Source organism: Microterricola gilva, from assembly GCF_004217495.1.
Classification (GTDB): Bacteria; Actinomycetota; Actinomycetes; order Actinomycetales; family Microbacteriaceae; genus Microterricola; species Microterricola gilva.
The window spans coordinates 3,139,385-3,164,735 of sequence record NZ_SHLC01000001.1; the positions used below are offsets into that span (position 1 = coordinate 3,139,385).

Annotated in this window: 28 protein-coding genes and 1 tRNA gene; 7 read left to right on the forward strand and 22 right to left on the reverse strand. The window is 67.1% G+C overall.

The features are described 5' to 3' along the window. Positions 1–8 precede the first annotated feature (8 nt). The 19 genes from EV379_RS14500 to EV379_RS14590 form a co-directional block, all read right to left on the reverse strand. Positions 9–680 carry a M24 family metallopeptidase gene (locus tag EV379_RS14500; protein WP_130506760.1) on the reverse strand — a complete coding sequence of 224 codons (672 nt, stop codon included), beginning with the start codon at positions 678–680 and terminating at the stop codon, positions 9–11. A gap of 18 nt (positions 681–698) precedes the next feature. Beyond that, positions 699–1,457, reverse strand: a complete 759-nt coding sequence (locus tag EV379_RS14505) for a glutamine amidotransferase (RefSeq protein ID WP_130506761.1) — start codon at positions 1,455–1,457, stop codon at positions 699–701. After that, complete coding sequence (locus EV379_RS14510) at positions 1,454–2,491, reverse strand: nucleoside hydrolase (protein WP_341273538.1); 1,038 nt, start codon at positions 2,489–2,491, stop codon at positions 1,454–1,456. Before EV379_RS14510 ends, EV379_RS14505 begins: the two co-directional genes overlap by 4 nt. Positions 2,492–2,526: 35 nt before the next feature. After that, a complete protein-coding gene (locus EV379_RS14515) occupies positions 2,527–3,462 on the reverse strand; it encodes a nucleoside hydrolase (RefSeq protein WP_207226264.1) in 936 nt (311 codons plus the stop codon). Further along, positions 3,459–4,223 (reverse strand): BtpA/SgcQ family protein, encoded by a 765-nt coding sequence (locus EV379_RS14520; RefSeq protein WP_130506762.1) that lies wholly within the window; start codon positions 4,221–4,223, stop codon positions 3,459–3,461. The genes EV379_RS14515 and EV379_RS14520 overlap by 4 nt, the downstream gene beginning before the upstream one ends. Positions 4,224–4,277: 54 nt before the next feature. Further along, complete coding sequence (locus tag EV379_RS14525; protein WP_130506763.1) at positions 4,278–5,072, reverse strand: energy-coupling factor ABC transporter ATP-binding protein; 795 nt, start codon at positions 5,070–5,072, stop codon at positions 4,278–4,280. Then, entirely contained in the window at positions 5,062–5,916 is an 855-nt protein-coding gene (locus EV379_RS14530) for an energy-coupling factor ABC transporter ATP-binding protein (RefSeq protein WP_207226265.1), read from the reverse strand. The genes EV379_RS14525 and EV379_RS14530 overlap by 11 nt, the downstream gene beginning before the upstream one ends. Then, entirely contained in the window at positions 5,916–6,707 is a 792-nt protein-coding gene (locus tag EV379_RS14535) for an energy-coupling factor transporter transmembrane component T (RefSeq protein ID WP_130506765.1), read from the reverse strand. The genes EV379_RS14530 and EV379_RS14535 overlap by 1 nt, the downstream gene beginning before the upstream one ends. A gap of 39 nt (positions 6,708–6,746) precedes the next feature. Continuing rightward, positions 6,747–7,385, reverse strand: a complete 639-nt coding sequence (locus tag EV379_RS14540) for an ECF transporter S component (protein ID WP_165397381.1) — start codon at positions 7,383–7,385, stop codon at positions 6,747–6,749. Positions 7,386–7,401: 16 nt separating this feature from the next. Beyond that, positions 7,402–8,436, reverse strand: a complete 1,035-nt coding sequence (locus EV379_RS14545) for a carbohydrate kinase family protein (protein WP_207226266.1) — start codon at positions 8,434–8,436, stop codon at positions 7,402–7,404. 2 nt (positions 8,437–8,438) lie between these two features. Further along, on the reverse strand, positions 8,439–9,458 hold the full coding sequence (locus tag EV379_RS14550; RefSeq protein WP_130506768.1) for a LacI family DNA-binding transcriptional regulator: 1,020 nt from the start codon (positions 9,456–9,458) through the stop codon (positions 8,439–8,441). Between the two features lie 182 nt (positions 9,459–9,640). Further along, positions 9,641–9,958, reverse strand: coding sequence for a hypothetical protein (locus tag EV379_RS14555; protein WP_130506769.1), 318 nt, complete (start codon positions 9,956–9,958; stop codon positions 9,641–9,643). Between the two features lie 91 nt (positions 9,959–10,049). Then, entirely contained in the window at positions 10,050–11,681 is a 1,632-nt protein-coding gene (locus EV379_RS17540) for a helix-turn-helix domain-containing protein (protein ID WP_130506770.1), read from the reverse strand. 116 nt (positions 11,682–11,797) lie between these two features. Continuing rightward, the gene (locus EV379_RS14565; protein ID WP_130506771.1) at positions 11,798–12,181 is read right to left on the reverse strand and encodes an iron chaperone; all 384 of its coding nucleotides are present in this window, start codon (positions 12,179–12,181) and stop codon (positions 11,798–11,800) included. A 116-nt stretch (positions 12,182–12,297) separates the two neighbouring features. Continuing rightward, positions 12,298–12,987, reverse strand: coding sequence for a 50S ribosomal protein L1 (gene rplA / locus EV379_RS14570; RefSeq protein ID WP_130506772.1), 690 nt, complete (start codon positions 12,985–12,987; stop codon positions 12,298–12,300). 78 nt (positions 12,988–13,065) lie between these two features. Further along, complete coding sequence (gene rplK, locus EV379_RS14575; protein ID WP_055840490.1) at positions 13,066–13,494, reverse strand: 50S ribosomal protein L11; 429 nt, start codon at positions 13,492–13,494, stop codon at positions 13,066–13,068. Positions 13,495–13,599: 105 nt separating this feature from the next. After that, entirely contained in the window at positions 13,600–14,523 is a 924-nt protein-coding gene (gene nusG, locus EV379_RS14580) for a transcription termination/antitermination protein NusG (protein WP_130506773.1), read from the reverse strand. A 100-nt stretch (positions 14,524–14,623) separates the two neighbouring features. Continuing rightward, the gene (gene secE / locus EV379_RS14585) at positions 14,624–14,902 is read right to left on the reverse strand and encodes a preprotein translocase subunit SecE (RefSeq protein WP_130506774.1); all 279 of its coding nucleotides are present in this window, start codon (positions 14,900–14,902) and stop codon (positions 14,624–14,626) included. 69 nt (positions 14,903–14,971) lie between these two features. Beyond that, a tRNA-Trp gene (locus EV379_RS14590) sits at positions 14,972–15,044 on the reverse strand. 305 nt (positions 15,045–15,349) lie between these two features. On the opposite strand from EV379_RS14590, the gene EV379_RS14595 reads away from it, so the two are divergent. Next, the gene (locus tag EV379_RS14595; RefSeq protein ID WP_130506775.1) at positions 15,350–16,828 is read left to right on the forward strand and encodes a flavin monoamine oxidase family protein; all 1,479 of its coding nucleotides are present in this window, start codon (positions 15,350–15,352) and stop codon (positions 16,826–16,828) included. Here EV379_RS14595 and EV379_RS14600 read toward each other — a convergent pair. Then, a complete protein-coding gene (locus EV379_RS14600; RefSeq protein WP_130506776.1) occupies positions 16,728–17,579 on the reverse strand; it encodes a Pr6Pr family membrane protein in 852 nt (283 codons plus the stop codon). The genes EV379_RS14595 and EV379_RS14600 overlap by 101 nt on opposite strands. Before the next feature lie 87 nt (positions 17,580–17,666). Here EV379_RS14600 and EV379_RS14605 point away from each other — a divergent pair, with 87 nt between their 5' ends. After that, a complete protein-coding gene (locus EV379_RS14605; RefSeq protein ID WP_130506777.1) occupies positions 17,667–18,875 on the forward strand; it encodes a pyridoxal phosphate-dependent aminotransferase in 1,209 nt (402 codons plus the stop codon). A gap of 91 nt (positions 18,876–18,966) precedes the next feature. Here EV379_RS14605 and EV379_RS14610 read toward each other — a convergent pair whose 3' ends face one another. After that, entirely contained in the window at positions 18,967–19,914 is a 948-nt protein-coding gene (locus EV379_RS14610; RefSeq protein WP_130506778.1) for a LysR family transcriptional regulator ArgP, read from the reverse strand. Between the two features lie 49 nt (positions 19,915–19,963). Between EV379_RS14610 and EV379_RS14615 the strand changes: the two genes are divergently transcribed. The 5 genes from EV379_RS14615 to EV379_RS14635 all read left to right on the forward strand — a co-directional run bounded on the left by EV379_RS14615 (position 19,964) and on the right by EV379_RS14635 (position 24,327). Then, the gene (locus EV379_RS14615; protein WP_130506779.1) at positions 19,964–20,572 is read left to right on the forward strand and encodes a hypothetical protein; all 609 of its coding nucleotides are present in this window, start codon (positions 19,964–19,966) and stop codon (positions 20,570–20,572) included. A 432-nt stretch (positions 20,573–21,004) separates the two neighbouring features. Next, a complete protein-coding gene (locus EV379_RS14620; RefSeq protein ID WP_242616394.1) occupies positions 21,005–21,622 on the forward strand; it encodes a copper resistance CopC family protein in 618 nt (205 codons plus the stop codon). 43 nt (positions 21,623–21,665) lie between these two features. Beyond that, positions 21,666–22,208, forward strand: coding sequence for a copper chaperone PCu(A)C (locus tag EV379_RS14625; RefSeq protein WP_130506780.1), 543 nt, complete (start codon positions 21,666–21,668; stop codon positions 22,206–22,208). Further along, entirely contained in the window at positions 22,208–23,431 is a 1,224-nt protein-coding gene (locus EV379_RS14630; RefSeq protein WP_130506781.1) for a Dyp-type peroxidase, read from the forward strand. Before EV379_RS14625 ends, EV379_RS14630 begins: the two co-directional genes overlap by 1 nt. Before the next feature lie 89 nt (positions 23,432–23,520). After that, positions 23,521–24,327, forward strand: coding sequence for a LysE/ArgO family amino acid transporter (locus tag EV379_RS14635; RefSeq protein ID WP_207226267.1), 807 nt, complete (start codon positions 23,521–23,523; stop codon positions 24,325–24,327). Here EV379_RS14635 and EV379_RS14640 read toward each other — a convergent pair. Then, a complete protein-coding gene (locus tag EV379_RS14640; RefSeq protein WP_242616395.1) occupies positions 24,324–25,319 on the reverse strand; it encodes an ABC transporter substrate-binding protein in 996 nt (331 codons plus the stop codon). The genes EV379_RS14635 and EV379_RS14640 overlap by 4 nt on opposite strands. Positions 25,320–25,351 lie beyond the last annotated feature (32 nt).

A 25,351-nucleotide genomic window follows, 5' to 3' on the forward strand; every position in this document is an offset into this window, starting at 1 on the left:
GTCGTGGACTACGCGATGACCGTGCAGCGCGATGGCCCGAACCAGACCACGTCTTCCCGCTTCACCCCGTACAGGTGGTTGCCGATGAAGGGCTCGACGGCCCAGGCCCCGGTCATCACCGTCTCGTTCCACGCGTCGATGTAGCCCTCGTCGTATGAGGAGTTCTGCACGAGCGAGTGGCCGATGTTCGAGAGGCGATCGAGCAGGACGAACTCGGTCTTGTCGAGCTCTTCCTTGAAGACACCGAACCAGTCGCAGGCACGCATTCCCGGTTTCGCCGCTGCGAGCACGGTCGCGTGGATCCGCTCGATCGTCGCCAGGGCCTGGGCCTGCGCCACGCTGTCGCCCACCTGGAAGGAGCGGGTGCAGTCACCCCACCAGCCGTCTGGGGTGACCGGGTGGACGTCGACCATGCCGAGGTCCAGATTCCACAGCACGCGCTCGCTCGGAACATCGGTGGGAAAGCAGCTGAGGGTTCCGATGCCGAACCCGACCGTCGTCGGCGTCCACACTCCGGTTCCCCCCGCTTCGACGACCTGGGCGTCGATGCGGTCGCGCACCTCACGTTCGGTCTCGCCCGGCCGTGCCTCGGCGGCCGCGGCCTCGGCCAACCGAATCGCGAGGCGCTGCGCCTCGACGAGTCCGGCTGGTGGTACATCGCTCAGGGTCACGTCACTCATCTCTTCGTCGATTTCCTTCTACTTCGAGCTGCTGCCGGATGCGGCGAGCCAGTCGGTCAGTTGCGGCCACAGGGCGGCGAAGCCGTCCCACGCGAGGAACTCTGCCGGTAGCCAGTGCGGCCCCATGTCGCTCGCGAAGGCGGCCACCCGGCCGGCACCAACCTCATCGACGACGAGCATCGGCCGCTCGTTGGTCGTGGCGAGGACCTGCGCACCCGGTTTGGCGACAAGCCGGTGGAATCCGAGCAGGTGCGGCCACTCGGCGTCCATGCCTCTGGTGACCGGGTGCTCGGTGGCCAACACCGTCACCGCGCCCTCCGGGCATTCCTCGCGGTCATCGCCGATCTCCATCTCCACCGGGAGCACCTCAGCGAGCGCCGTGGCCCGGTAGTTGGCCTTCGCCTCGATTCCCTGGAAGCTCAGGTAGCCACCGACCATGAGCAGTGCTCCACCGCCCCGCACCCAGTCGGCGAGCACCTGGAGTCGGTTCGGCATCCGCACGCTCCTCTGAAACACCGAGGCAGGAAGCAGCAGCGTGTTCGAGCCGATGTCGCTCAACACGACGACGTCGAATTCGTCGAGCTCGGCCGCCGTGGTGGGGAAACGGTCAGCGGCCACGTGGTTCGGCTGGAAGACCACCTCGTGCCCCGCCGCCTCAAGGGCCGCGATGAAGTAGCCTGCACCCTCCTCATAGTGCGTGGTGATGAAGGTGTCGAAACCCTTCGAATGAACAGACGTCGTCGACCACGACTCCCCCGCCAACAGGATGCGGCTCATGATGAAACTCCCTTGTCACGGGCGAAGCGCCCGACTCGTTCGACCAACTGGTCGAGGAAAACGCGTGGCTGAGTTGAGGTGGCGATGTCGGCGTTGTGCTCTCTGCCCCACATGCCCCGGTAGTCGGCGACCGTCGTGCCCCGTGTGAGCGTTCCGGTCAACTCCACGTCGACCGTGGCCGAGCGGTACTCGGCCAGTTCCGGCTGGATTGCAAGTGCGGCGGCGAAGGGGTCGTGCATGTGGGCGCGGTAGCCGTCCCCGTTGTCGTTCTGGTTCTCGACGTAGAAGCGCACCGCGTCCGACAGGTGCCGAACGATGTGGTTCGAGGCCGTCGACCGGGTGCCTCGAGGCTGTTCGGGGTCGAGCGTCTCGGCCGGGGTGCTCCCGGCGAGCTCGGCGATGCGCGCGATGTCCTCCGGCAGCAGCCCGATCTGCTCGGTGATGTCGAGGCCGCACACGATTGGACGCCGCTCGGGGGGAAGGACGGAGAAGGCGTCGAAGACGATCTTGGCGGCATCCGGGTCGACCGCGATGTTCCACTCGCTCGTCGGCGTGGTGTTCCCGATGTGGTTGAACGAGCCACCCATGACGACCAGGCGCTTGAGCAGCAGAGGAAGCTCAGGCTCGATGCGGAGCGCGAGTGCGAGATTGGTGAGCGGACCGGTGACGAGGCCGATGACCTCGCCAGGGCGACTGCGCACAATGTCTGCCCATACCTCTGTGGCGTGCCGAGGCGACAACGACGTGGTCGGCTCCGGCAGCTCGGCATAGCCGATGCCCTGCGGGCCATGCGTGGCCTCGGCGGTCTCGAGGGGCTGCACAAGCGGAACCTCTGAGCCCAGCGCCACCTCGATGTGGCTGGCCCCGCAGAGTTCAAGCAGGGCCAGGTTATTCCTGGCGACGTGCTGCGCACTGACATTGCCAGCCGTGCAGGTGATGGCCACCACCTCCGCCTCGGGGCTTGCGAGCAGGTAGAGCAATGCCAGGGCGTCGTCGACCCCTGTGTCGACATCCATGATGAGTGCTTGTTTCACGGGTGCACGAACCTTTCGTTCTGGTGGAGGCGGCGCTAGGCCGCGAGAGTTCCGCGCAGCAGCTCGAAGAATCGTGCAGAGTCTGCCTTCAGCGCGACGGATGAGTTCGGCCTCTGACCGCTGATGCCGGTGAGGTCGATGAGGGTGCGACCGTAGCTGTGGAAGCCGACGGTGTCGATCGCGACGTGCAATCGGGCGACCTCGATGACGGCGGGATCGAGCAGGTAGGCGACGCAGAGCGCATCGTGCACTGCGGCACCGTCTGGCGACGAGTTGCCGTTCCCCCTGATGTAGTAGTCGAGGATCTGCGCCGTCGCCATCGCGCCGGCGGTTCCGAGCGCCTCCAGCTCACGGCACTGCGCCGCTGAGACGCGCGCGTGTCTGGTCGCATCGAGTGTCACGAGCGTCAGCCGGTCGAATCCTGCATTCATGACCACGTGCGCGGCAACCGGATCCTGAAAGATGTTGAACTCTGCCTGCGAGGTCTCGTTGCCGTGCGAGGCGCTGCCTCCCATGATCACGATCTCGTCGACGGCATCCACGATCTCCGGCGCGATGGTGATGGCTGCCGCGATGTTGGTGAGCGGCCCGACAGGGACGAGGGTGATCCTCTCCGTTGCGGCGCGGAGCGTCTCGACGAGCCATTCGACGGCCGGCGTCGGATCGACGGCCACCGGGGATGGCGCGAGTTCGAGTTCCTCCTGGTGGACGGGAGTCGCCGAGCTCACAAACTCGGCCGGTGTCGGGAACGGGTGCGGGGCGAATGGGGCGCCGAGTCCGCGGAAGACCGGCACGTCGCTGCGGCCGATGTGGTGCAGCACGCGCAGCGTGTTCTCGGTGGTGTTCGCGACCGGAAGGTTGCCAGCAACCGTTGTGCACCCGAGCAGCGTGAGATCCGGGTGCAATCCGGCCATCATGATCGCGACGGCGTCGTCGTTGCCTGTGTCGACGTCGAGGATGATCTTCCTCACACCGAGACTCCGCTGCCGACCGGTGCGGAAAGCGCACGGATGGCGGCGACGAACTCGCGCACGTGCGCGCCGTCCACGTCACCCGTGTCCTGGTAGGTGTCCTTGAGGTAGCTGCCGACGATCACCGCGTTGGCGTTCTCCAGCTGGGCACGGCAGTTGTCAACGGTGACGCCCGCACCGACGACGAGCGGGAAGTCCGCACCGACGATGCGTCGGAACTCGCTGGTCTTCTCCAGCGGTGTCTCCTTGCCTGTCCCCTCGCCGGTCACGACGATCGCGTCTGCGCGTTCAACGCCGAGCAGGAGGTCCTCCTCGAGCGAGCGCCCGGAGAGGTAGGGCTGGTATTTGAAGCGCACACCACCGAACACGAAGGTGTTCGATGCAGCCCTCTCCTCGGCCAGCCGCGCGGCGAAGTCCGCGTCTTCGGCCGGAGCGAGGTGGCCGGCGACGGAGTCGAGCTGGATGAACCTGGCCCCGTACTCATTGGCCAGCTCGAAGGCACGCCAGTCATCGTTCAGCACGTTGATGCCGAAGACGACCTCGGGGGCACTGGCGCGCAGGTAGTCGCAGACGAGTACGACCTCGTCGACCGAGCCGTAGTAGTTCTCGACGATCACTGCGTCAACGCCACCGGCCCACAGGGTCTCGATCTCGCGCTTGGCGATCTCCAGCTTCTGCGCGGTTCCGTCACCCTTGAGGTGGAGCATCGCAAAGACCGGGTGGGCGGAATCGAAGGTGGTGAGAAGTCTGTTCGTGGTCATGTTCGTACCGTTCTTGCCCTCGCGGGCAGTAGTGAAGTTGACGGGAAGGTGCGCTCAGGCGATGAGCGGGAGAACGTCGCCGAGGCGGAGTGCGGTGTGGCTGAGCCCGAGATCGCGGGCCAACTGAGCGACCTCCGGCCGCTTGAGCTTGGCTTCCTTGAGGATGCCGTCACTCGCGAAGACCTCGGTGGCCGTGGCGTCGGCGATGACGGTCCGATGCGCCATGACGACGACCCTGTTGAAGGATTCGACGACGAAGCGCATGTCGTGGGTGATCGTGATCACCGAGATCCCCTCTGCCTCCAACTGGTCGATCATCCGGTTGAGGAGCGCAAGGCCGCGGCTGTCGAGGCCGGCCGTCGGCTCATCGAGGATGACGTACCTGCACTCGCCGACGAGAATGGCCCCGATCGCGACGAACTTCTTGATGGCGAATGGCAGATCGTTCGGGTTCACGTCGAAGTGCTCGGCGACACCGGTGAGGTCGGCTGCACGGGCGACGCGCGCCTCCCGCTTGACCTCATCCCACTTGTGGTACCGCGGCATGTACTCCAGCTCGCCCCTGACGGTGCTCCCGAAGATCTGGTCGTCGGGGTTCTGGAACACGTAGCCGACGGTTTTCGCGGTTACGGCCGTCGTCCGCGCGCTCGTGAGCACGCCGTCGACCGCGACACTTCCGCTGCTCGGCCGGAGCAGACCGTTCATCATCTTGACGGTCGTGGTCTTGCCTGCGCCGTTCTGGCCGACGATGGCCACCCGTTCACCGTCGTTGATGGTGAGGTTCACCGACTCGACGGCGGGAGAGCCGTCTGGATAGGTGAAGGAGGCGTTGATCAGTTCAATAGGCATGGGCAAGTCCTTCCAGGCGTTCGCGCACGAGCACGTGCGCCTCGGCTCGTGTGATCGGAATGGCCGAGAGTGGTCGGCCGGCGTTCTCGAGCGCGAGGGCCAGCTCCGTGACCTCCGGACGTGGCACGTCGGCCTCGTCGAGCACCGGCGAGGTGAGCACGTCGCGGACGTCACCCTCCATCACGACCCGGCCCTGTTTCATCACGATGATGCGGTCGGCGTACTCCGCCATCAGGTCGATCTTGTGTTCGACGAGGATGATCGATTTGCCGCGCCTCTTGAGGTCGCGGATGATCTCGAAGACCGCCTCTGAGGCCTCGGGATCCAGTTGCGAGGTCGGCTCGTCGATCACGATGAAGTCGGCATCCATCGCGATGATCGACGCGAAGGCGACCTTCTGGCGTTGGCCGCCGGAGAGCCCGTTCGGGTTCTTCTCGATGAGCGCCTCGAGGCCGAGCTCGGCCACGACCTGGCTCACACGGGAGATCATCTCCTCCCGCGGCACGCCGAGGTTCTCGAGCCCGAGCGCGATCTCCTCGAAGACGGTGTCCTTGACCCCGCTGATCTGAGTGAACGGGTTCTGGAAGACGTAGCCGATCTTGCGCGACAGCTCCGCTGGGTCCCAGTCGGCGAGATTCGTGCCGAGAATCTCGACGGTTCCCGTCAGTGCTCCCTCGTGGAAATGCGGGATGAGGCCACGGATGAGGCTGCAGAGCGTGCTCTTGCCGCTGGCGTTCAGACCGACGACGCCGTACAACAGGCCAGGTTGGATCTCGAGCGACACGTCGCTCAGCGCCGGCTCGTCGGCGTAGGCATAGGTGAAGCCCACATTCTTGATCGACACTAGTACCACGTCAGCAGAGCTCCCAGGATTGAGGCGGCGGCCAGGGTCACGGCAGCGCACAGAACAACGATGTCGCGCGTGCGGATGCCGTGCAGGATCACCAGATGGCTGTGCGCCTGCCGCGAGTTGAATGCCCGGGCGTCGAGCGCGAGCGCCCGCTCCTCGGTCTCGTTCATCGCGGCCAGGAACACGGGGGCGAGGATCGGCACGAATGCACGAACGCGCTGGGCGATCGAGCCCTCCGTCTCGATCCCGCGGGATTTCTGTGCGTCCATCACGACCTTGGCGTTCTTGCCGAGGTCGATGATGGACTGGAACGAGGCGAGGATCACGTAGCTCGCCTTCGGCGTCATCCCCTTGAGCTCAAGCGCGAGCATGAGGTATTTCATCGGGATCAACGAGAAGAACAAGGTCACCGCTCCGCACATGGCCATGACGACCAGGGTGAAGCGGGCCCCCTCGATGACGCCCTCCATGCTCACTGCGATGGGGCCGACCTCGAACAGGATCTGCTCGCCCGGGATGAATGCGGCGCGCAGAACGAACAGGATGAGCCCGACGACGGCGAAGAGCTTGGCGTAGGTCGAGGCGAAGCTCGGACCGATGCCGGCGCAGAACGCGATCACGACGAAGCTGGCACAGATGAGGGTGGGGGCGAGGAGCCCCGGGATTGCGACGGCGATTGCCGCCAACGACGCGAGGGCCACGAGGACCGTGATCGGGTTCAGATCGCGGATGCCGTTTCCCTGCGTCGCTGGTCGACGAAAGCCATCAATGAATTCGCTTGACATGTCACGTCTCCAGAGATGTTGTGCGGAAGGTGATCCGCGTCAGACGTGCGCGGGCGTCTTCGCGGCCGCTGCCGACTTGTTGAGGTAGATGTAGCCGAGCGGGAGCTTGACGTAGAGACGCTTGGGGATGCGCAGCAGGATCAGGTAGACGATCATCACGGTCGGCACCTTGTCGAGGATGTCCATGGGAATCTGTGCGACGAAGTTCGCGGTGTTGATGTCCATGCCGGAGGCAACCAGTGCACCGACGATGATGGCACCGCCGCCGCCGCCCAGGCCACCGAAGATCCAGATGGTCATCAGGGCGCCGAGTCCTCCGCCGATGATCGCGAAGGGGATCGCGCTCAGCAGCGTCTTCCACCAGCTGGTGAACACGCCGCGCTTCGCCAGCCACCCGGCGAGCAGACCGAACATGATGTTCAACAGTGCGAACGGGAGGTTCGTCGGCGAGGTGATCGAGTTGAGCAGGTTGGAGACCAGGCCGACGAGCGCCCCAGGAATGCTGCCGCAGGTAGCGCCGACGAGGATGGTTCCGATGCTGTCAAGGTAGACGGGGAGTTTGAGCAGGAGGGCGATCTGCCCGCCCACGAAGTTGATGGCGATTCCGATCGGAATCATGAAAATCGTCAGGCGGCCGTAGCTCTTCATCAGGCGTGAGAAACCGGTCGTGCTGGTCATAGTTGTCACCATTTCTTCATTGAGAGGTGTGTGTGGGGGACGGAATGGCGAGTTCAAGTCGTTCGCTCTGCTCTGCCATGAACGCATGGACAGTTGCCGCGTCGGTTTTCCCGGCACGCGCGCCGACCGTGCCGATGGAGAGCGCGGCCGCCGCATTGGCGAACCGCGCGGCCTCGGCCAGGTTCTTCGTCGTCGAATAGGCGTAGAGGAACGAACTTGAGAAGGTGTCGCCTGCACCTGTCACATCGACGGGCTCCACGGGGTATCCGGGAATGCTCTCGATGCCATCGCGGGTGTACAGATCGCACCCCTCGCTGTCTTTCGTGACGACGATTGCGGTGGTTCTGTTCTGCAGAAGCCACTGCACATCGTTGCCCGATTCACGGAACCGCTCGTAACCGAGCGAGTTCATGAAGAGGATGTCGCAGTACTCGATGAGTCCTGACGGATGGTTCTCGAGGTGGTACACGTCGAGATCGATGACGATCTTCACCCCGCGATCGCAGAGGTCGCGGAAGATCTCCTGTGCCCTCTTCTCGCCCATCCGGAACGGGATGCTGTCGGTCTGACTGGTGAAGAGGAACTCGGCATTGGCCATGTGCTCGAAGGCGTCAACCGAGATCTCGGTGTGGGTGATGCCCAGGTCCGGGATGATGACGATGTGCTGGTCGCCCGAGAGCAGGATGATGCACTTCGAGTCGGGAACGGCCTCATCGAAGATGACGTGCTTCGTGCTGATGCCCGCGTCCGTCAGCTCCGTGAGCAAGCGCTGCGTCAACGCCCTGGAGTTCAGCTGGGACATGAATGACGTCGGGATGCCGTAGTTCGCGAAGATCGACGCCGCGTTCGCGCACATTCCGCCGAACTGCTCTTCGAGCGTCTGCACGCTCACCTTGTCGCCACCGGCAGGGAAGTACGGGGCGATGTAGTACTCGTCGATGGCCACATCGCCGAAGAAGACCGAGTAGCCGCGGGGTGGCGCGCTCTCGCTTGCCATCGTTGCCTGGTCAACGGGAACGGCGTGCACCGCCTGGGGTTCCGGAGTAGTCACGCTCACTGCCATCCTTCGTTTCGTGCCGGCGCCAACGGCGCCGTCGACTCTCGTGCAACCAGCTCCACGGGCAGCACGACGTGCGCGGTGCCCTCCGAGAGCCCTTCCAACTCGTCGATCAACATCGTCACCGCGTGGCCGCCGAGGCCGAGAATGTCCTGGCGCACGGTGCTCAGTGACGGGCTGCTGAATCGGGCATCCGGGCTGTCATCGAAGCCGAGGACGGAGACGTCGCGGGGAACGGAGAGTCCGTGTTCACGCAGCAGTTCCATCGCGCCGAGCGCCATCTGGTCGCTCCCTGCGAACACTGAGGTCAATTCGCCGTTCCTGATCCGCTCGACGAATGGGGCGATGCGCTCCCGGCCGCTCTCGGCCGTGACGGTGCCCCAGACGATCTCGAGCGGTTCACCGCCGCCCTCGGCCCATGCGTCGCTGAAGCCCTGCACACGACGCCGACCGATCACGCCCGTGACCCCCATGACGAGCACCGAACGGTGGCCGAGGGCCAGCAGGTGCTCGGCAGCGAGACGGCCGCCGTTCTCGTTGTCGGAGACGACGGATGCCAGTTCGGCCCCGTCGATCTCCTCGTCGACGAGAACAGTCGGCATTCCGCCGAGGACGCGCGAGAGCTCGGCCTCCGACGGTGGCTCGCCTGCGGTGTACACGACGCCGTCGACGGCGCGCGAGTGGATCATCTGGAGGTACTGCACCTCGCGTGCGTTGTCGTAGCCGGTGCCACAGATGAGGATGTTGTAGCCGCGCGCGATCGCGGCGGCTTCCGCTCCCTTGGCGAGCTGGGCGAAGAATCCGTTGCCGATGTCCGGCACGAGGACGGCGAGGATCCTGGTCATGCCCAGCGCCAGGTTTTGGGCGGATCGGCTGGGAACGTAGTCGAGCGCGACCATGGCGTCTTCGACGCGCCGCTTCACGGCATCGCTCACCTTGCGCTTTCCGCTGAGCGCGTGTGAGACCGTCGTCTGGCTCACACCCGCCTTCTCGGCGACGTCCGCAATCGACACCATCGTGTACCGTCCTCGCTACAAAGTGACTGAGTAGTTCTGCTTGCAAAGCGGTTTGGCAAACCGCTTTGGAACGACAGTACCTGCGATGGGAACTTCTGGCAATACTTTTCACGAAGAAATGTGAGCGCCACTCAACGGCGCCGCTCCGGAACGCGTCAGCGCTCCCGCGGCCATGCCGCAGTTCATGATGCGGCCGCCATCTGGATGCGGCGGCCGCGCCCGACGTCCACCGCGCGCTCGGCGACCGCGCGGAAGCGGATGAACCAGACAAGCATCAGCGCGGATGCGAGGAGGTAGAAGCCGTGCAGGAACCAGATCGGTCCGACGGGGAGGCTGAACACGTAGAGGGAGTACAGGCCATTGGCCACATTCGTGGTTGCGATGTTGACCAGGCTGTACGACGAAAGGTCCCGGGTGTGCACCGCCTTCGCCAGCATGGGCAGGTAGCTCACGGCGAAGAGCACGGTGGAGATCGCTCCGGCAAGCAGTGGAAGGTTCATGACTGCGACGCTACGGATCGCCCGCCCCCGCTCGCGTCGGGCATGCAGCCCATTCCGCGGAAACGGCATGGGTAATTCTGCCCATCGGAGATCAGACGAGGCCGTGCTCGTATGCGTAGGCCGTCGCTGCGGCGCGCGATGGCAGGCCGAGCTTCGCGAAGATGTTGCTGAGGTGCCTGGCGACCGTCTTCTCGCTGATGAACAGTTCTGCGGCGATCGCCTTGTTCGTCTTGCCGGCCGACACCAGACGCACGACCTCCCGCTCGCGTGCGGTCAGCGGCCCCGTCACCACGGCGGCGCCCGCAAGCGCCAGCTCATCGGCAACGCCGAGCTCCGCCATCGCGCCCAGCTCCGCGAAGGCAGCGCGCGCCGCCGCGAGCTCCATCGTCGCCGAATCCTCGTCGCCGAGTGCTCGACAGGCCCGCGCCGCGAGCAGGCGGCATCGCGCGGCTTCGTACGGGGCATCGAGCCCCTGCCAGAGCACCCAGGCCCTGCGGATCCGGGTCAGCGCGGTACCGGCGTCGCCCTCGTCGATGAGCACGGCACCATCGCACTGATTCGCGATGGCCTCGAGCATGGGCATCGCCCCACTCGGGGTGATCGCCACCAACTCGTCCGCCCCCGCCCTGGCCGCCGTGATGTCACCGACGGCGAGCTCAATCTCGACCAGAGCGACCAGCAGGCGGCGACGGGATGCCGGATCGGCGCCACCGACTGCCCGGCGGATCCGGCTTTGCGCCGACCGCGCGTCACCCCGGGCCAGCTGCAGCAGCGCGAGCCCGGGCTCCGGCTCGAAGCCGGTCTCGTTGGCGAGTCGATAACACTCGGCGGCCGCGTCGACCTCTCCCCGCAGACGGTGCAGCTCGCCCTCTTCGTACAGGGCGTCGAATGTGGCATTCCAGTCCCCGCGCCTGGCTCGCGCCTGTGCTGCGCGCGCTGCGCTGAAGGCGTCGTTCCAGGCGCCGTGCAGCGTGTACAACTGTGCGCGGTGCACCTGACACATTCCGCTGAACAGCACCATGTCCGGCCGGTCGCTGCACCAGTGGTCGAGCGCGGTCGTCCATTCCTGGGCGCGGCGCAGGTCGAAGGCCATCCGGCAGCTGCCGATCACAGCACAGTAGATGATCCCAGACGGGACCGGGGAAACCTCTCCAGCTGTCACGGCGACCATCGCCTCATCGAGGAGAGCCAGCCCGTCGCTCAACTGACCGCGGCTGATCCTCACCTGGCCCTGCCCGAGCTGAGAGAGCGCCAGAACATCGGGGTCGTGGAATCCGACCCCGACCTCCCACGCGGCATCGAACGCGCGCGCCGCGCCCTCGATGTCTCCACCCTCGAGCGCCCCGAATCCCCCCGGCACGAGGAGGAGGCCCGCGACCGAGCTCGCCTCCACGCTCTCCTGCACGAGGCGCTGACCCCGCGCCAACCAGCCGCCGCCCTGCGCCACATCACCCCTGATCGAGAGGAACATCCCGATCCACGCGGCACACCGGGCGGCGGCGACACTGTCCCCGTGCGCGAGGAACTCCTCGTGCGCCCTCGTCGCCATGTCGACGCCGACGGTCTCCTGCCCGGTGAGCAGAGCCGACGTCGACAGTCGCTCGAGGTCCTGCGCGGGCAACGGCTCGATCCGGTCGGCCTCGAGCAGCGCGTCGAACGCATCGGCCCACCGGTGGGCGCCGAACGCGGTGCGCCCCCGCTCCAGGGCGACGGAGGAACTCATGATGCCTCCCGACCACGGGCGCGTGCGGTGCCGAATGGCGCCCCGCACCCGTCAGCCACTCCTCACGCTACCGGCGCGGTTTCGCGCACACAAGCCATCTGACTTCGGGTGCCGCGCTATCGTTTCTGTGCCAGCTGCGCATCGATCTGCGCCTTGCGCAGCTCGAAGATGCGGCGCAGCAGCGACGCGGGCACCGGGGACTCCGCGGAGAATCGGAGTGCGCTGATGCTGTGCGAGAAGTCGGCGAGATCGGCCTCGAACTCGGGGAGCACACTGCCGCTGAAGGGGTAGAGCGCCAGGTGCGCCTTGGTCTGCATCGTCGCGGCATAGCCCTTGCCGCGGTAGAGCAGCGTCGGCATCCCGTAGCTCATGCCCTGCGTGACGTCGGGTGCGACCTCGCGGGCGACGTCGAGCACGCGCTCGAGTGCTGCCCGATCTGCGTCGTTGTCGATCGACGCGAGATAGTCGGTGACGGGATGCGCGTTCGTGTCGCTGCTCATGCGTTTCATGCTCGCACAGCACGCCCGGGTTTCGACAGGCTCAACCAACGGAGTTGTTTCGACAGGCATGCAAAAAGGGCCCGTGCGAACACGGGCCCTTCTTGAGAAACGCAGAACTAGATGGCGTTGACGTCCAGCGGGATGCCGGGGCCGAACGTGGTCGACACTGCACCCTTCTGGATGTAGCGGCCCTTCGAGCTCGACGGCTTCAGACGCACGATCTCTTCGAGAGCGGCCTTGATGTTCTCGTCCAGCTGCTCGGCCGTGAAGCCGGCCTTGCCGACGACGAAGTGCACGTTGGCGTGCTTGTCGACGCGGAACTCGATCTTTCCACCCTTGATGTCGGAGACGGCCTTGGCCGTGTCCGGCGTAACCGTTCCGGTCTTCGGGTTCGGCATGAGGCCACGCGGACCGAGGACCTTACCGAGGCGACCGACCTTGCCCATGAGCTCGGGGGTCGAGACGGCGGAGTCGAAAGCGGTGTAGCCAGCGGCCACCTTCTCGATCAGCTCGTCGCCGCCGACCTCGTCAGCACCGGCAGCAAGAGCTGCCTCGGCTGCGGGGCCCGTTGCGAACACGATGACGCGAGCGGTCTTGCCGGTGCCGTGGGGCAGGATGACGGTGCCGCGCACCATCTGGTCTGCCTTGCGGGGGTCAACGCCAAGCTTGAGGGCAACCTCAACCGTGCTGTTGAACTTGGCGGAACCGGTCTCCTTGGCAAGCGTGACTGCCTCGGTGGGGGTGTAGAACTTGTCGGCTTCGATCTTCTCGGCCGCGGCCCGGTAGGCCTTTGACTTCTGTGCCATGTTTTTCTCCTTGAGAGAATGTGGTCATCTGCGCCTGGCGGGCGCTGCCACGGGTGAAAGTTGTGAAGGGGCCCCTACTTAGGAGACCGTGATGCCCATCGAGCGAGCGGTGCCGGCGATGATCTTCGAGGCAGCCTCGATGTCGTTGGCGTTGAGGTCAACCATCTTGGCCTCAGCGATCTCACGAACCTGTGCCTGCGAGAGGTTGGCGACCTTGACGGTGTGGGGGGTACCCGAACCCTTGGCAACGCCTGCGGCCTTCTTGATGAGCTCAGCGGCGGGCGGGGTCTTCAGGATGAAGGTGAACGAGCGGTCCTCGTACACGGTGATCTCAACGGGGATCACGTTGCCGCGCTGGGCCTCGGTCGCCGCGTTGTACGCCTTGCAGAACTCCATGATGTTCACGCCGTGCTGACCCAGGGCCGGGCCGATGGGCGGGGCGGGGTTTGCGGCGCCGGCCTTGATCTGAAGCTTGATCAGACCAGTAACCTTCTTCTTCGGTGCCATTGTCTTCCTTCTTTCTTATCGAACGCTCCGGTAGCCGGAGCACTCTCCCGTTCGCCCGGACTGTCCGAGCGACGGTGGTTTGTGGGGGCCGTGAGGCCAGAGGTACTAGAGCTTGGTGACCTGGTCGAAGCTGAGCTCGACCGGGGTCTCACGCTCGAACAGGGACACGAGCACGGTGAGCTTGCCGCTCTCCGGCTTGATCTCGCTGATCGATCCGGGCAGGCCCGCGAAGGAGCCTTCCTTGATGGTGATCGTCTCGCCGATCTCGAAGTCGACCTCGGCCTGCAGCACGCGCTGCGCACCCTTGACCGCGCCGGCCTTGCCACCCTTGGCGGCAGGAACGTCCTTGATCTCGACGAGGCTCTTCAGCATGCCGAACGCCTCTTCGAAGCGCAGCGGCGTCGGGTTGTGGGCGTTGCCGACGAAGCCAGTGACACCGGGGGTGTGGCGGACGACAGACCAGCTGTCCTCGTTGAGGTCCATGCGCACCAGCACGTAGCCGGGGATGCGAACACGGGTGACCATCTTGCGCTGGCCGTTCTTGATCTCGACGACATCTTCCATCGGCACCTCGACCTGGTAGATGTACTCTTCCATGGCCATCGACGCCTTGCGGTTCTCGATGTTCTGCTTCACGCGGCGCTCGAAGCCGGCGTAGGAGTGAATGACGTACCACTTGCCGGGCAGGAAACGCAGGTCCTGACGGAACTCTTCGTACGGGTCGGCCTCGGCCTCTTCGTCTTCGACGGCTTCCACGGCGGCCTCGGCCTCGTCGGCGGAGTCGATGTCGAGTGCGTCATCCACGATGGCGTCGGCCTCGGGGTCGATCGACTCGGCGAGGGCATCGAGAGCGGCATCGAGGTCGACGACGACGTCGCCGTCGTCGACAACGTGAACGGCGAGGTGCTCAGCAGACTCGACAGACTCCTCGGCCTCGGCGAGCGTGTTGCCCTCCTGTGCCTCGTCTTCCTCGGCGGACTGCTCGGCAGCCGTCGCCCAGTCGGCGTCTTCGTACTCAGTCTTAGACACTAAATCTCAATCCTTCGTGTATTGCGTTGCTCGCTGTTGCCCGATGTTCAGGCGGATGCGGCAGAACCGCGTTCGCAACTGCACCAGGCGCCCATCGGAACTATCCCGCCGGTGAACCGAAGACCCACGTGACACCGAGTGCGAACACCCAGTCAAGAGCAGACACCAGAGCCATCATGATGACGACGAACACCAGCACGACACCGGTGTAGCTGAGCAGTTCCTTGCGGGTCGGAGTGACGACCTTCTTGAGCTCAGTGATGACCTGCTTGATGAAGAGGCTGACCCGCGCGAAAGGCCCGCGTTTGGTCTCGCGGTCTTTCTTGGCGTTCGCGACGACATCCTCACTGGGTTGTTCGTCGATAACTTTTCGGGCCACCTGATCTCACCTTTCCCAGCCAGCTTTCGCCAGCTGGTTTTCGTGGGCCGGTGCATGAACACCGACTTGCAGGGCGGACAGGACTCGAACCTGCAACCTGCGGTTTTGGAGACCGCTGCTCTACCAATTGAGCCACCGCCCTAAGGGCTTTCCTGCTGTACGCCACCCGCATTCCTGCGAGCGACCACATCAGCCATTCTACCGGTCGCAGCCACGAAGCCCGTTCGCACCGAATCACACCGACCAGAGATCGGCACGAAAATAGGCGCAAAAAAGCTTGGCGGATTCAACAACCTCACCAAGTGTAGGTCACGGCGACGGCACTGTAAAGCTGAGCGGATCGGGGCCCGTGGAGTAGCGTTGTGAGCGTGCGCCCCCGCCCTGCCCTACGGGCGAGTCGGCTCGCACCAGGCAAGCAGGAGAGGAGCGCGCCAGCGGCGCCCACCGATGAAACGTCGCAGCTTTCTGATCGCTTCGGCATCCGGCATCACACTGCTGGCCCTCACCGCGTGCTTTCCGACGCAGCCGAGGCCGACCGCCTCGCCGAGCAGCACGCCAACCCCGACCCCGCCGAGCGGCGTTCCGCAGCCGCTGCGGATGGCGCGCTCGAACTGGGGCGGCGACCCATTCGCGCGCGGCGCACTCAGTTTCCCCGCCGTCGACAGCGGCGATGAGCAGCGCACGCTGCTGCGCCGCTCGCTCAGCGACCGGCTCTACTTCGCCGGGGAGGCGACGGCCAGCGACGCGCCTGGCACGGTGCACGGCGCTCTCGGCTCCGGCCTGCGCGCGGCGCTCGAGATCGCGGATGCCGCGGAAGCCGGCGAACGTATCGCGGTGATCGGCGCCGGAATCGCCGGGCTGACGGCGGCACGGGCCCTGCGCGAAGCGGGTTTCGAGGTCGTCGTCGTCGAGGCGCGTGACCGGATCGGCGGGCGCATTCAGAGCGTGACAGACCCGAAGTGGCCGATCCCGCTCGAGCTCGGTTCACTGTTTGTGAGCGAGAGCTCCAGCGTGCTCGCCGGACAGTTGGCGCTTGCGGGCGTGAGCACGGAACCGTTCGCGAAGAGCCAGGAGGTGCGCGCGGCCGACGGCACCGTCATCCCGCCATCCGACGCCGGCGCGAACGCGGTGACGAGCGCGAGCGCGTGGGCCGTGCAACAGCCTGAGGACAGCTCGCTCGCGGCGGCGCTGGTCGACTCTGGGGCCGCCGCGGCACTCTCGGCCGAGCCCGCCGAGAATGGGATCGCCGAGACCGACTGGCTCGCGCACGAGCTCACCGCCACGGTGGAGCCGGCCGCCGGCGCAGCGCCCGAGCTCCTCTCGGCGAGGTTGAGCGGGCGCCTGGTCGCCGACAGCACCGCCGAGGCGGCGATCGTGACCGGTTCACCTGACGGCCTCGGCGGCCTCGTCGACGCCACGGCGGACGGACTCGACATCCTGACCGGCAGCCCGGTGGCCACGGTGATCTGGGGCGACGACGGAGTGAGCCTGCGCTTGGCGCAGGGCGAGTCGATGAGCGCCGCCCGCGTGCTCATGACGATCCCGCTCGGCGTGCTCCAGCAGGAGAGCACGCTGTTCGAACCGCCGCTGCCCGGGTGGAAGCTCGACGCGATCGCCGGCATCGGCATGGGCACCGTCGACAGCGTGTGGCTGCAGTTCGACGACGCGTTCTGGGCGACGGATGCCACTGCGCTCAGCACGATCGCCACAGACAGCCCGGTCGCCTACTGGACGAATCTGCAGCCGCTCACCGGCGAGGCGATCCTGGTCGGCACGATTGCGGCGGAGCGGGCGGCCGAGCTCGCCGCACTCAGCGACGCGGAGTTCAGCGCCGTGGTGTTGGAGAGCCTGCGCCCGTACGCGCCGGATCCGACGGCTCCGGGCCCGAGCGCTCCCGCTCCGAGCCCATCCCCCGCTCCCTCCTGAGGCGGCGGGCCGACGCCCGCGCCGTGATCGTGCGGCTGACAGCGACGAGCATCGCGGTCACGGCCAGGAAGATGCCGAGCACGAGCACACAGTAGATTGCGATGCCGATGGCGCCGCCGACCTGGGCCGGGTCGAGGAAGAAGTACGGGTACCAGCCGACATCCGCCCCACGGATCAGGGTGAACACGAGCCAGAGCGTCGGGAACGGCAACACCCAGCCGAGTGTCGACCACGGCATCGGCGAGGTGCGGGGGCTGATCACCGCATCGACGACCCAGGCCAGCAGGGCCAGCACGGGAACCACGAAGTGCAACAGCGTGTCTGACCAGGGGACGTCGACGCGGTAGGCACGGGTCGAGGCCTGCGCCACGATCACGGCGAAGACGATGCCGGAGACCAGCAGGTAACACATGACGACCGTGCGCACGATGCCGAGCCACTGCGGGTCACGCGGCCGGGTGAGCGCGGTCACGCCCGCGACGGTGAGCATGATGACCGCGAGGATCGCCGACTGGATCGTGAAGTAGCTGAAGAAGTTGACGGTCGCGAAGGACGAGAAGCCGAGAACGTAGTTGAAGTTGCCGTAGAGCGCGATGAGCTCGAGTACGGCGACGGCCAGGCGGTAGACGCCGAGCCCCCTGCGCAGGCGGCGCGGGGTGTGCACCTCGGCACTCTGCGCCACGGATGCCGTTCCCTCTGGGCCCCGCCGACCCGCTGTGGGGTTCGGGGGCGCAGAAGCACGGGGGTGCATGCTTCAACGCTACGCCGTGCCGGGCGGTGGCGCGGACGAGGCGGGTGAGACGCACCCTGTCATCGGACTGCCCCCACCCTTTAGGCTATGGCTGTGACCGAAAAAGCGCGTATCTCAGCCCGTATTGCAGCCATCGCCGAATCGGCGACCCTCAAGGTTGACGCCAAGGCCAAGGCCCTGCAGGCCGACGGCCGCCCGGTGATCAGCTACGCCGCCGGCGAGCCCGATTTCGCCACCCCTGAGCACATCGTCGAGGCGGCACTCGCCGCCGTGCGCGACCCCAAGAACTATCGCTACACTCCGGCGGCCGGTCTGCCGGAACTGCGTGAGGCGATCGCAGCGAAGACGCTGCGTGACTCGGGCCTCGCCGTGAACGCCAGCCAGGTGATCGTGACCAACGGTGGCAAGCAGGCCGTCTACCAGGCCTTCCAGACCCTTCTCGACGACGGCGACGAGGTGCTCGTACCCACGCCGTACTGGACCACGTACCCCGAGGCCATCAAGCTGGCGGGCGGGCGTCAGGTCGACGTCTTCGCCGGCAGCGAGCAGAACTACCTCGTGACCGTTGAACAGCTCGAGGCCGCCCGCACCCCGCGCACCAAGGTGCTGCTCTTCGTCTCGCCGTCCAACCCGACCGGAGCGGTCTACTCGCCGGAGCAGACCCGCGAGATCGGCCAGTGGGCACTGGAGAACGACCTCTGGGTGATCAGCGACGAGATCTACCAGAACCTCACCTACGACGGCGTCAAGGCCGTGTCGATCGTCGAGGCCGTCCCGGAGCTCGCCGACCGCACCATCCTCGTCAACGGTGTCGCCAAGACCTACGCGATGACGGGCTGGCGCGTCGGCTGGATGGTCGGCCCGGCCGACGCCATCAAGGGCGCGGGCAACCTGCAGTCGCACCTCAGCTCGAACGTGTCGAACATCTCGCAGCGTGCCGCCATCGAGGCGCTGACCGGCCCTCAGGATGCCGTCGCCACCATGCGCGAGGCCTTCGACCGCCGGCGCAAGCTGATCGTCGCCGAGCTGTCGAAGATCGACGGGCTGCACGTGCCGACGCCGGAGGGCGCCTTCTACGTCTACCCGGACGTCACCGGCCTGCTCGGCCGCACCTGGGGCGGCGTCACGCCGACCACCTCGCTCGAGCTCGCCGATCTGATCCTGGACCAGGCCGAGGTCGCGGTCGTTCCCGGTGAGGCGTTCGGCCCGAGCGGTTTCGTGCGCCTCAGCTACGCGCTCGGCGATGCACCGCTGCTCGAGGGCGTGCAGCGCCTGCAGCGCCTCTTCGCCTCGTAGTCTCCAAGAGCTCGCGGCATCCGCACAAGGAATCAGCGAGGTTGCAAGGACAGGTCTCGAGATCTCGTCCTTGCAACCTCGCTTTGTCCTTTCAGCGCGCGGACGGCCCCTGCGTCAGCGCGTCGCGGGCGGCCGCCTCGATCGCGTCCGCGACCCGGGTGAGCAGCCCAGAGGCCAGCCGCCACTGCTGCCAGTAGAGCGGGATCCCAATGCCGCCGGCAGGGTCGAGCTCGACGAGCGCACCGGATGCCACCCGCTCCCCCACCTGCAGCGGCGGCAGCATCCCCCAACCCATGCCGAGCTCGATGGCACGGGCGAAGTCGGCCGTCGACGGCACGTAGTGGCTCGGCGGGCGGAGCGGCCCGTCGGTGCTGCCATCGCCAGACCCTGCAGCCGGCTCGCGCAGCGCCCGCTCGCGCAGATAGCCGTGCTGCATGTGGTCGGCGCGGTCGAAGTTGACCATCGGAGCGACGGCCAGCTCGGCGAGCGTCATCCCGTCCGGGAACCACCGCGCCACGAAAGCCGGCGACGCCATCGGGCGGTACTCCATCGCGCCGAGAGGCCGCACAACGCAGCCGGGAATGGCGCGCGCCACAGAGGTGACCGCGGCGACGACGGTTCCGGCCTCGAGCAGGGCGACCGTGTCGTCCTCGCCCTCGCGGTGCAGGTCGAAGCGCACGTTCTCGGCGTGACCGAGTTCGGCCAGCGCCGGAAGGATCCAGGTGCCGAGGGAGTCGGCGTTGACGGCGAGCGGAACGCTCACCGGGGTGATGGCGCTGCTCTCGACGCCCAACGTCGCCAACGTCTCGTGTTCGAGCTGCTCGAGCTGGCGGGCCAGCCGCATGACGAGCTCGCCGGACTCGGTGGCCCTGATGGGCTTCGACCGCACCAGCAGCACCCGGCCGAGCTGTTGCTCGAGGGCCTTGATGCGTTGACTGACGGCCGACGGCGTGACGTGGAGCGCGCGGGCGGCGGACTCCAGGCTGCCCTCGTCGAGCACGGCGGCGAGGGTGCGCAGGTGGTCCGATTGCAGCTGCATAGGGCAAGGCTAGTGCGGGGTCAGTGGCGAGCTCTGCAAGAATGAGGGCATGATGTCGACTCGAGCAGCGCGGACCCTGAAGGGACTCGCCGCCGCCTCGTTCTCGACCTTCGTCGCGCTGTTCTCCCACGTCTCCGGTGGCGGCGCCATGCCTGGGCTGCTCGGCGTGCTCGTTCCGCTCATCCTCGCGCTGCCGTTCTGCGTCGCGTTCGCCGGCCGCCGGCTGTCGGTCCCCCGGCTCGCCGCATCGGTCGCCGTCAGCCAGTTCTTGTTCCACTCGCTGTTCAGCATGGGGGCGACCTCCGCCCCGGCCATGGGCTCGATGTCCGGGCATGCCGGCCACGGCATGCCGATTGTGCTCGACGCGGCGCTCCCGGCGCAGCTGGGGCACTCAGACAGCCAGATGTGGGCAGCGCACCTCGTCGCCGGCGTCCTGACCGTCGCCGCCCTGTACTCGGGCGAAGCCGTTCTCGCACGGCTCGCCGCGTTCACCTGCTTCCTCCTCCGGCGCATCGTTCCGGCGCTCGTCGGTGGTCCCGCGACGCCGCCACGGCTCAGCCTCACGCTGCGCGCCGTCGACCTCACGACCCGGATGCCACTCGGCGTCTTCCCCAGCTCGGCCCCGCACAGAGGGCCACCGGCGCTCGCCTTCAGCTAGCCACCGCTTGAGCTAGTCACTGCGCGGCACCCTCCGCGGCGCCTCGGCAGCGTGGCTGACCCGACGCGAGCGACCACTCCGCCTGAACGCGGGTGAGCGCTGCGCCGTGCCCGCCTGGCTGCGGATGCCGCGTTCCATCGACGCGTGCCAGGCACATCGTCGATGCGCGCCTCGGCGCCGCTGCGGCAACGTGCAGCCACGTCGCGTAGCCGCGTCGCCGCGTCGCTGTTCGGCCGCAGCCCTTGGGCTGCGTCCCGACACTGCCGCGCCGTCGCGCGGCGACACGGTGCGCTACAGCAGTGCTGCGGTGCAGCGAGACCCGCCGCTTTCCCTCGCGCCCATGCACGCTCTCCCGCGCCCGCCGTCTGACGCGCGCCACCCAGCGCGGCGTGCACCAGAACAGCGAACCACTCTCGAAAGGAACATTCCCTCGTGAAATCCTCACGATCCCGCCAGCGGGGTGCCGGCATCGCGCTCGCCTCCCTGCTGCTCGCCCTGCTCGGCATCACCATCGGCGCCACCCCCGCCTTCGCCCACGACCAACTGGCGGCAAGCGACCCGGCAGCCGGGGCGGCGCTGGAGTCGGCGCCGTCTGAGGTGTCGCTGCAGTTCACCGACAATGTCCTCACGATCGGCGCCATCGTCCTGGTCGTGGATGCCGACGGCACCTCGTGGGCGGACGGGGACGCGGTCCTCGACGGCCCAACCGTGTCGACGAGGGTGGCCGGGGAGATGCCGGACGGCGCCTATGAGATTCGCTGGCGCGTCGTCTCGGCCGACGGCCACCCGATCAGCGGCGTCATCCCGTTCACCGTCGGCGACGCCGTCCAGCCGGCGGACGAACCGGAAGGGACGGAGGCCACTTCGCCTCCTGCAGCGAGCGCGACACCGCAGGCAGCCGAGCCCGCGGAGACGGGGTCAGCCATGCGGCCCATCCTCATCGGCGTCGGAGGAGCGGCAGCCGCGCTGCTGATCCTCGCCGGCGTGGCCGTCTGGAAGCGGCGCGGCACTCCCTCCCAGCCCAACGACCACGGCACGCCGTCCTCCTGACGGCAGCCAGACACACAACGACAACAACCAGAAAGGCACCACCATGCACGCACGCACCACCTCACGAGTCGCAGTCCTCGCCGCAGCTGCCCTCATCGCCCTGACCGGCTGCGCAACGGGCGCCACGCCGGCATCCGACGAGCAGGCGACCGCCGCCGAGACCATCTCCGTCCACGAGGCCTGGGTCAAGGCCGCCGATGACGGCATGTCCGCCGCGTTCGCCGAGCTCGAGAACGCCGGCCAGGCGGACGTCACCATCACCGCGGTGACCTCTGCCGCGTCGAGCGATCTGCAGCTGCACGAGACCGTCGAGAACGAGGCGGGCGAGATGACGATGCGCGAGAAGGACGGCGGATTCGTCATCCCGGCCGGGAAGAGCCTGATCCTGGAGCCCGGCGGGAACCACATCATGATGATGGACCTGGCGAAGCCGATCAAGGCGGGCGACGAGCTCACCTTCACGCTCACCTTCTCCGACGGCTCAACAGCTGACTTCACGGCACCGGCCAAGGACTACTCCGGCGCGAACGAGAGCTACGAGGGCGACGACATGGAGATGGACATGGAGATGGACGGCGATCACTGATGGCTGACGACCAGAACGCAGGCTCTGGTCGCAGCGGGCTGAGCCGGCGTCGACTCCTCCTCGGAGGGGTCGTCGCCGGCCTCGGCGCCGCCACTGCGATCGGTGCCGACCTCGCGCTCAACCCCCGTGCCGATGCGCCGGAACCCGCGGCGCCGCTGAACGGCCAGGAGACCGTCCCGTTCTTCGGCGTGCACCAGGCGGGCATCACCACGACTCCGCAGGCGCATGCCACGTTCATTGCGCTGGACCTGCAGCCGGGCGTCGATCGCGACGCTCTGCGTCGCATGATGCGCATCCTCAGTGATGACGCCGCCCGGCTGACGCAGGGGCGGGCCGCACTGGCCGATTCCGAGCCCGAACTCGGAACGGTGCCTGCACGTCTGACCGTCACGTTCGGATTCGGACCGGGATTCGTCTCCCGGGCGGGCGACGCCCGCCCGGACTGGCTCGGCCCCCTGCCCGCATTCACGATCGACAGGCTCGAGCCGGCGTGGAACGACGGCGACCTGCTGCTGCAGATCGCCGCCGACGATGCCTTCACGGTGGCTCACGCCGCGCGAATGCTCCTGAAGGATTCCCGCAGCTTCGCCACCGTGCGCTGGACCCAGACCGGGTTCCGCCGCGCACACGGTTCCGAGAAGCCCGGCACGACGATGCGCAACCTCTTCGGCCAGGTGGACGGCACCGTCAACCTGACGCCGGGCACGGCCGACTTCGACCGGCTGGTGTGGCATGAGCGGGGCTGGCTCGCCGGGGGCACCGGACTCGTGATCCGCCGAATCCGGATGGACCTCGACAAGTGGGATCGGCTCGACCGCGGAGGGCGCGAGCAGTCCGTCGGACGGACGCTCGCAACTGGCGCACCGCTGACGGGAACGAACGAGCACGACGAACCGGACTTCGCGGCGACAACGAGCATCGGCTTCCCCGTGATCCCGGAGTTCTCCCACATCCGCCGTGCCCGCACCGAGAACACCGACGAGCGCATCTTCCGTCGCGGCTACAACTACGACGGCGTCCCGACGGCCGGCGAGATCTCGAACAGCGGGCTGTTGTTCGTCTCATTCCAAGCCGACGTCGGCCGGCAGTTCGTGCCGATCCAACGACGGCTCGACGAGTTGGACCTGCTCAACGAGTGGACGACCCCGATCGGCTCCGCGGTGTTCGCCATCCCACCCGGTTGCGGGGAATCCGGATTCGTCGGCGAGACGCTGCTGACGTGACGACCGGTCCAGGGGAAAAATAAGCCAGGCTAATGCAGCGTAAGAATCATGAGCTGGATTGATCCACGGTGGCGATCTACCGTTGATCCGTGACTCCTTCGCTCGCTCCCCTGTTCGCCGGCATCGGCCTCGGCTTCTCACTGATCATCGCGATCGGCGCGCAGAACGTCTTCGTGCTGCGCCAGGGCATCCGTCGCGAGCACGTGCTGGCCGTCGTCATCCTCTGCGCCGTGTCCGACGCCGTGCTGATCGTGGTGGGCATCAGCGGGATCGGTGCCCTGCTCGAGCAGCTGCCGTGGCTGCTGCCCGTGGCCCGCTGGGCCGGTGCGCTCTTCCTGGTCGGCTACGGGCTGCTCGCCGCCCGCCGCGCACTGAAGCCGGGTGGTGCCGGGCTGCTTGCCGACACAGCCGGCGGCAGGGACGAGGCCGAGTTGGAGGCTGTCGCCGCCTCAGCGAGCGCAGCGTCAGCGAGCGCAGCGTCAGCGAGCGCAGCGTCAGCTGGCACAGCCTCGGCCGGCGCTGCTTCGGCGAGCGCCGGCGGGGCAGAGCGCAGCGGCGCCGCGGCATCCACCCAGCGTTCGGGTCTTCACGGACGGCGGGCCGGCACGCTCGGGGCGGCGCTCGCGACCGCGTTCGCCCTGACGTGGTTGAACCCCCACGTCTACCTCGACACGGTGTTCCTGCTCGGTTCGGTGGCCAACGGCCACGGCAGCACGGGACGGTGGCTCTTCGGCGCCGGCGCGATCGTGGCCAGCATCACCTGGTTCGCGGCGCTCGGCTTCGGGGCACGCTACCTCGGGCGCTGGCTCGCCACTCCGCGAGCCTGGCGCATTCTCGACGGTGCGATCGCGGTGGTGATGGTGGCGCTCGGGGTGCTGCTCGTCGTTCCCCGTTAGCCCTGGGAGGCCGGGTTGATGGTGATCAGCTCGAGCCCTCCGGCGCGCACGCCCCAGGTGTCGAGGATCGCACCGTAGCTGCCGTCGTCGACCATGCCCTGCAGGGCCAGCTGAACGGCTTCGGCCATCCCGGAGTCTTTCGCGACGACGAAGCCGTAGGGCGCGACGTCGAAGGCCTCACCAGCTGGCTGCAGCCTGCCCTCCAGCTTGGAGAGCGCGTAGAGCGCCACCGGCGAATCGGCGCTGAACGCGTCGGCCTGACCGAGCACGACGGCGTTGACCGCGTTCCCCTGCGTGTCGAACGGCATCTTCACGATCGCCGGCTTGCCAGCGGCGACGCACGCCGCGCTCCTGGCGGGCACCTCGCTCGTGTCCTGAAACGTGGTCGCCTGGACCGCGACCTTCAGCCCACAGGCATCATCGGGATCAACGATGCTGTCCACCGGCGCGGCCCACTGCGCGCCGGCGTCGTAGTAGTGCACGAAGTCGAGCTGCTGCTCGCGCTCGGCGGTGGCGGTGAACGACGACGCTCCCAGGTCGAACTTGCCGCCACGCACGGAGGGGATGATGTTGTCGAAATTCGATTCAGCGACGACGGCCTCCAGCCCGAGGGCACGCGCGACCCCCCGCGCAAGCTCGAGGTCCCACCCGATCGACTCCCCCTCACTGTCCTTGAACTCGTTGGGCGCGTAGTTGGGCGCGGTGCCGATGGCGAGCACACCGGAATCTGCGACGGCCTTCGGCAGCAGCGCGGCAGCGTCTGCATTCACCGTGACCGCCGCCACTCGCTCGGCCGCACCGGTCATCTCGGGCATCGAGTTGTCGACGCAGCCGGTCAGCAGCAGCACCGACGCGACGACGGGCGGGAGAACGAACCGGGCGCGCATGGAGAGTCCTTCGATCAATGCTTGGATGATCAGCCCGTGCCCCATGATGCTGGCGCGGCGCTGAACCGCGTGAACGTCGATGGCGACGGGCGACTGGTTTTCCACGCGGTCGACCCGACTATGGGTGCCAGAAGAGT

Bases quoted from the DNA above. Each gene is read 5' to 3' on its own strand.
- EV379_RS14500 (WP_130506760.1), bottom strand. From the start codon at position 680: ATGAGTGACGTGACCCTGAGCGATGTACCACCAGCCGGACTCGTCGAG.
- EV379_RS14505 (WP_130506761.1), bottom strand. From the start codon at position 1,457: ATGAGCCGCATCCTGTTGGCGGGGGAGTCGTGGTCGACGACGTCTGTT.
- EV379_RS14520 (WP_130506762.1), bottom strand. From the start codon at position 4,223: ATGACCACGAACAGACTTCTCACCACCTTCGATTCCGCCCACCCGGTC.
- EV379_RS14525 (WP_130506763.1), bottom strand. From the start codon at position 5,072: ATGCCTATTGAACTGATCAACGCCTCCTTCACCTATCCAGACGGCTCT.
- EV379_RS14535 (WP_130506765.1), bottom strand. From the start codon at position 6,707: ATGTCAAGCGAATTCATTGATGGCTTTCGTCGACCAGCGACGCAGGGA.
- EV379_RS14540 (WP_165397381.1), bottom strand. From the start codon at position 7,385: ATGACCAGCACGACCGGTTTCTCACGCCTGATGAAGAGCTACGGCCGC.
- EV379_RS14550 (WP_130506768.1), bottom strand. From the start codon at position 9,458: ATGGTGTCGATTGCGGACGTCGCCGAGAAGGCGGGTGTGAGCCAGACG.
- EV379_RS14555 (WP_130506769.1), bottom strand. From the start codon at position 9,958: ATGAACCTTCCACTGCTTGCCGGAGCGATCTCCACCGTGCTCTTCGCC.
- EV379_RS17540 (WP_130506770.1), bottom strand. From the start codon at position 11,681: ATGAGTTCCTCCGTCGCCCTGGAGCGGGGGCGCACCGCGTTCGGCGCC.
- EV379_RS14565 (WP_130506771.1), bottom strand. From the start codon at position 12,181: ATGAGCAGCGACACGAACGCGCATCCCGTCACCGACTATCTCGCGTCG.
- rplA (WP_130506772.1), bottom strand. From the start codon at position 12,987: ATGGCACAGAAGTCAAAGGCCTACCGGGCCGCGGCCGAGAAGATCGAA.
- rplK (WP_055840490.1), bottom strand. From the start codon at position 13,494: ATGGCACCGAAGAAGAAGGTTACTGGTCTGATCAAGCTTCAGATCAAG.
- EV379_RS14595 (WP_130506775.1), top strand. From the start codon at position 15,350: ATGAAACGTCGCAGCTTTCTGATCGCTTCGGCATCCGGCATCACACTG.
- EV379_RS14600 (WP_130506776.1), bottom strand. From the start codon at position 17,579: ATGCACCCCCGTGCTTCTGCGCCCCCGAACCCCACAGCGGGTCGGCGG.
- EV379_RS14605 (WP_130506777.1), top strand. From the start codon at position 17,667: ATGGCTGTGACCGAAAAAGCGCGTATCTCAGCCCGTATTGCAGCCATC.
- EV379_RS14610 (WP_130506778.1), bottom strand. From the start codon at position 19,914: ATGCAGCTGCAATCGGACCACCTGCGCACCCTCGCCGCCGTGCTCGAC.
- EV379_RS14615 (WP_130506779.1), top strand. From the start codon at position 19,964: ATGATGTCGACTCGAGCAGCGCGGACCCTGAAGGGACTCGCCGCCGCC.
- EV379_RS14625 (WP_130506780.1), top strand. From the start codon at position 21,666: ATGCACGCACGCACCACCTCACGAGTCGCAGTCCTCGCCGCAGCTGCC.
- EV379_RS14630 (WP_130506781.1), top strand. From the start codon at position 22,208: ATGGCTGACGACCAGAACGCAGGCTCTGGTCGCAGCGGGCTGAGCCGG.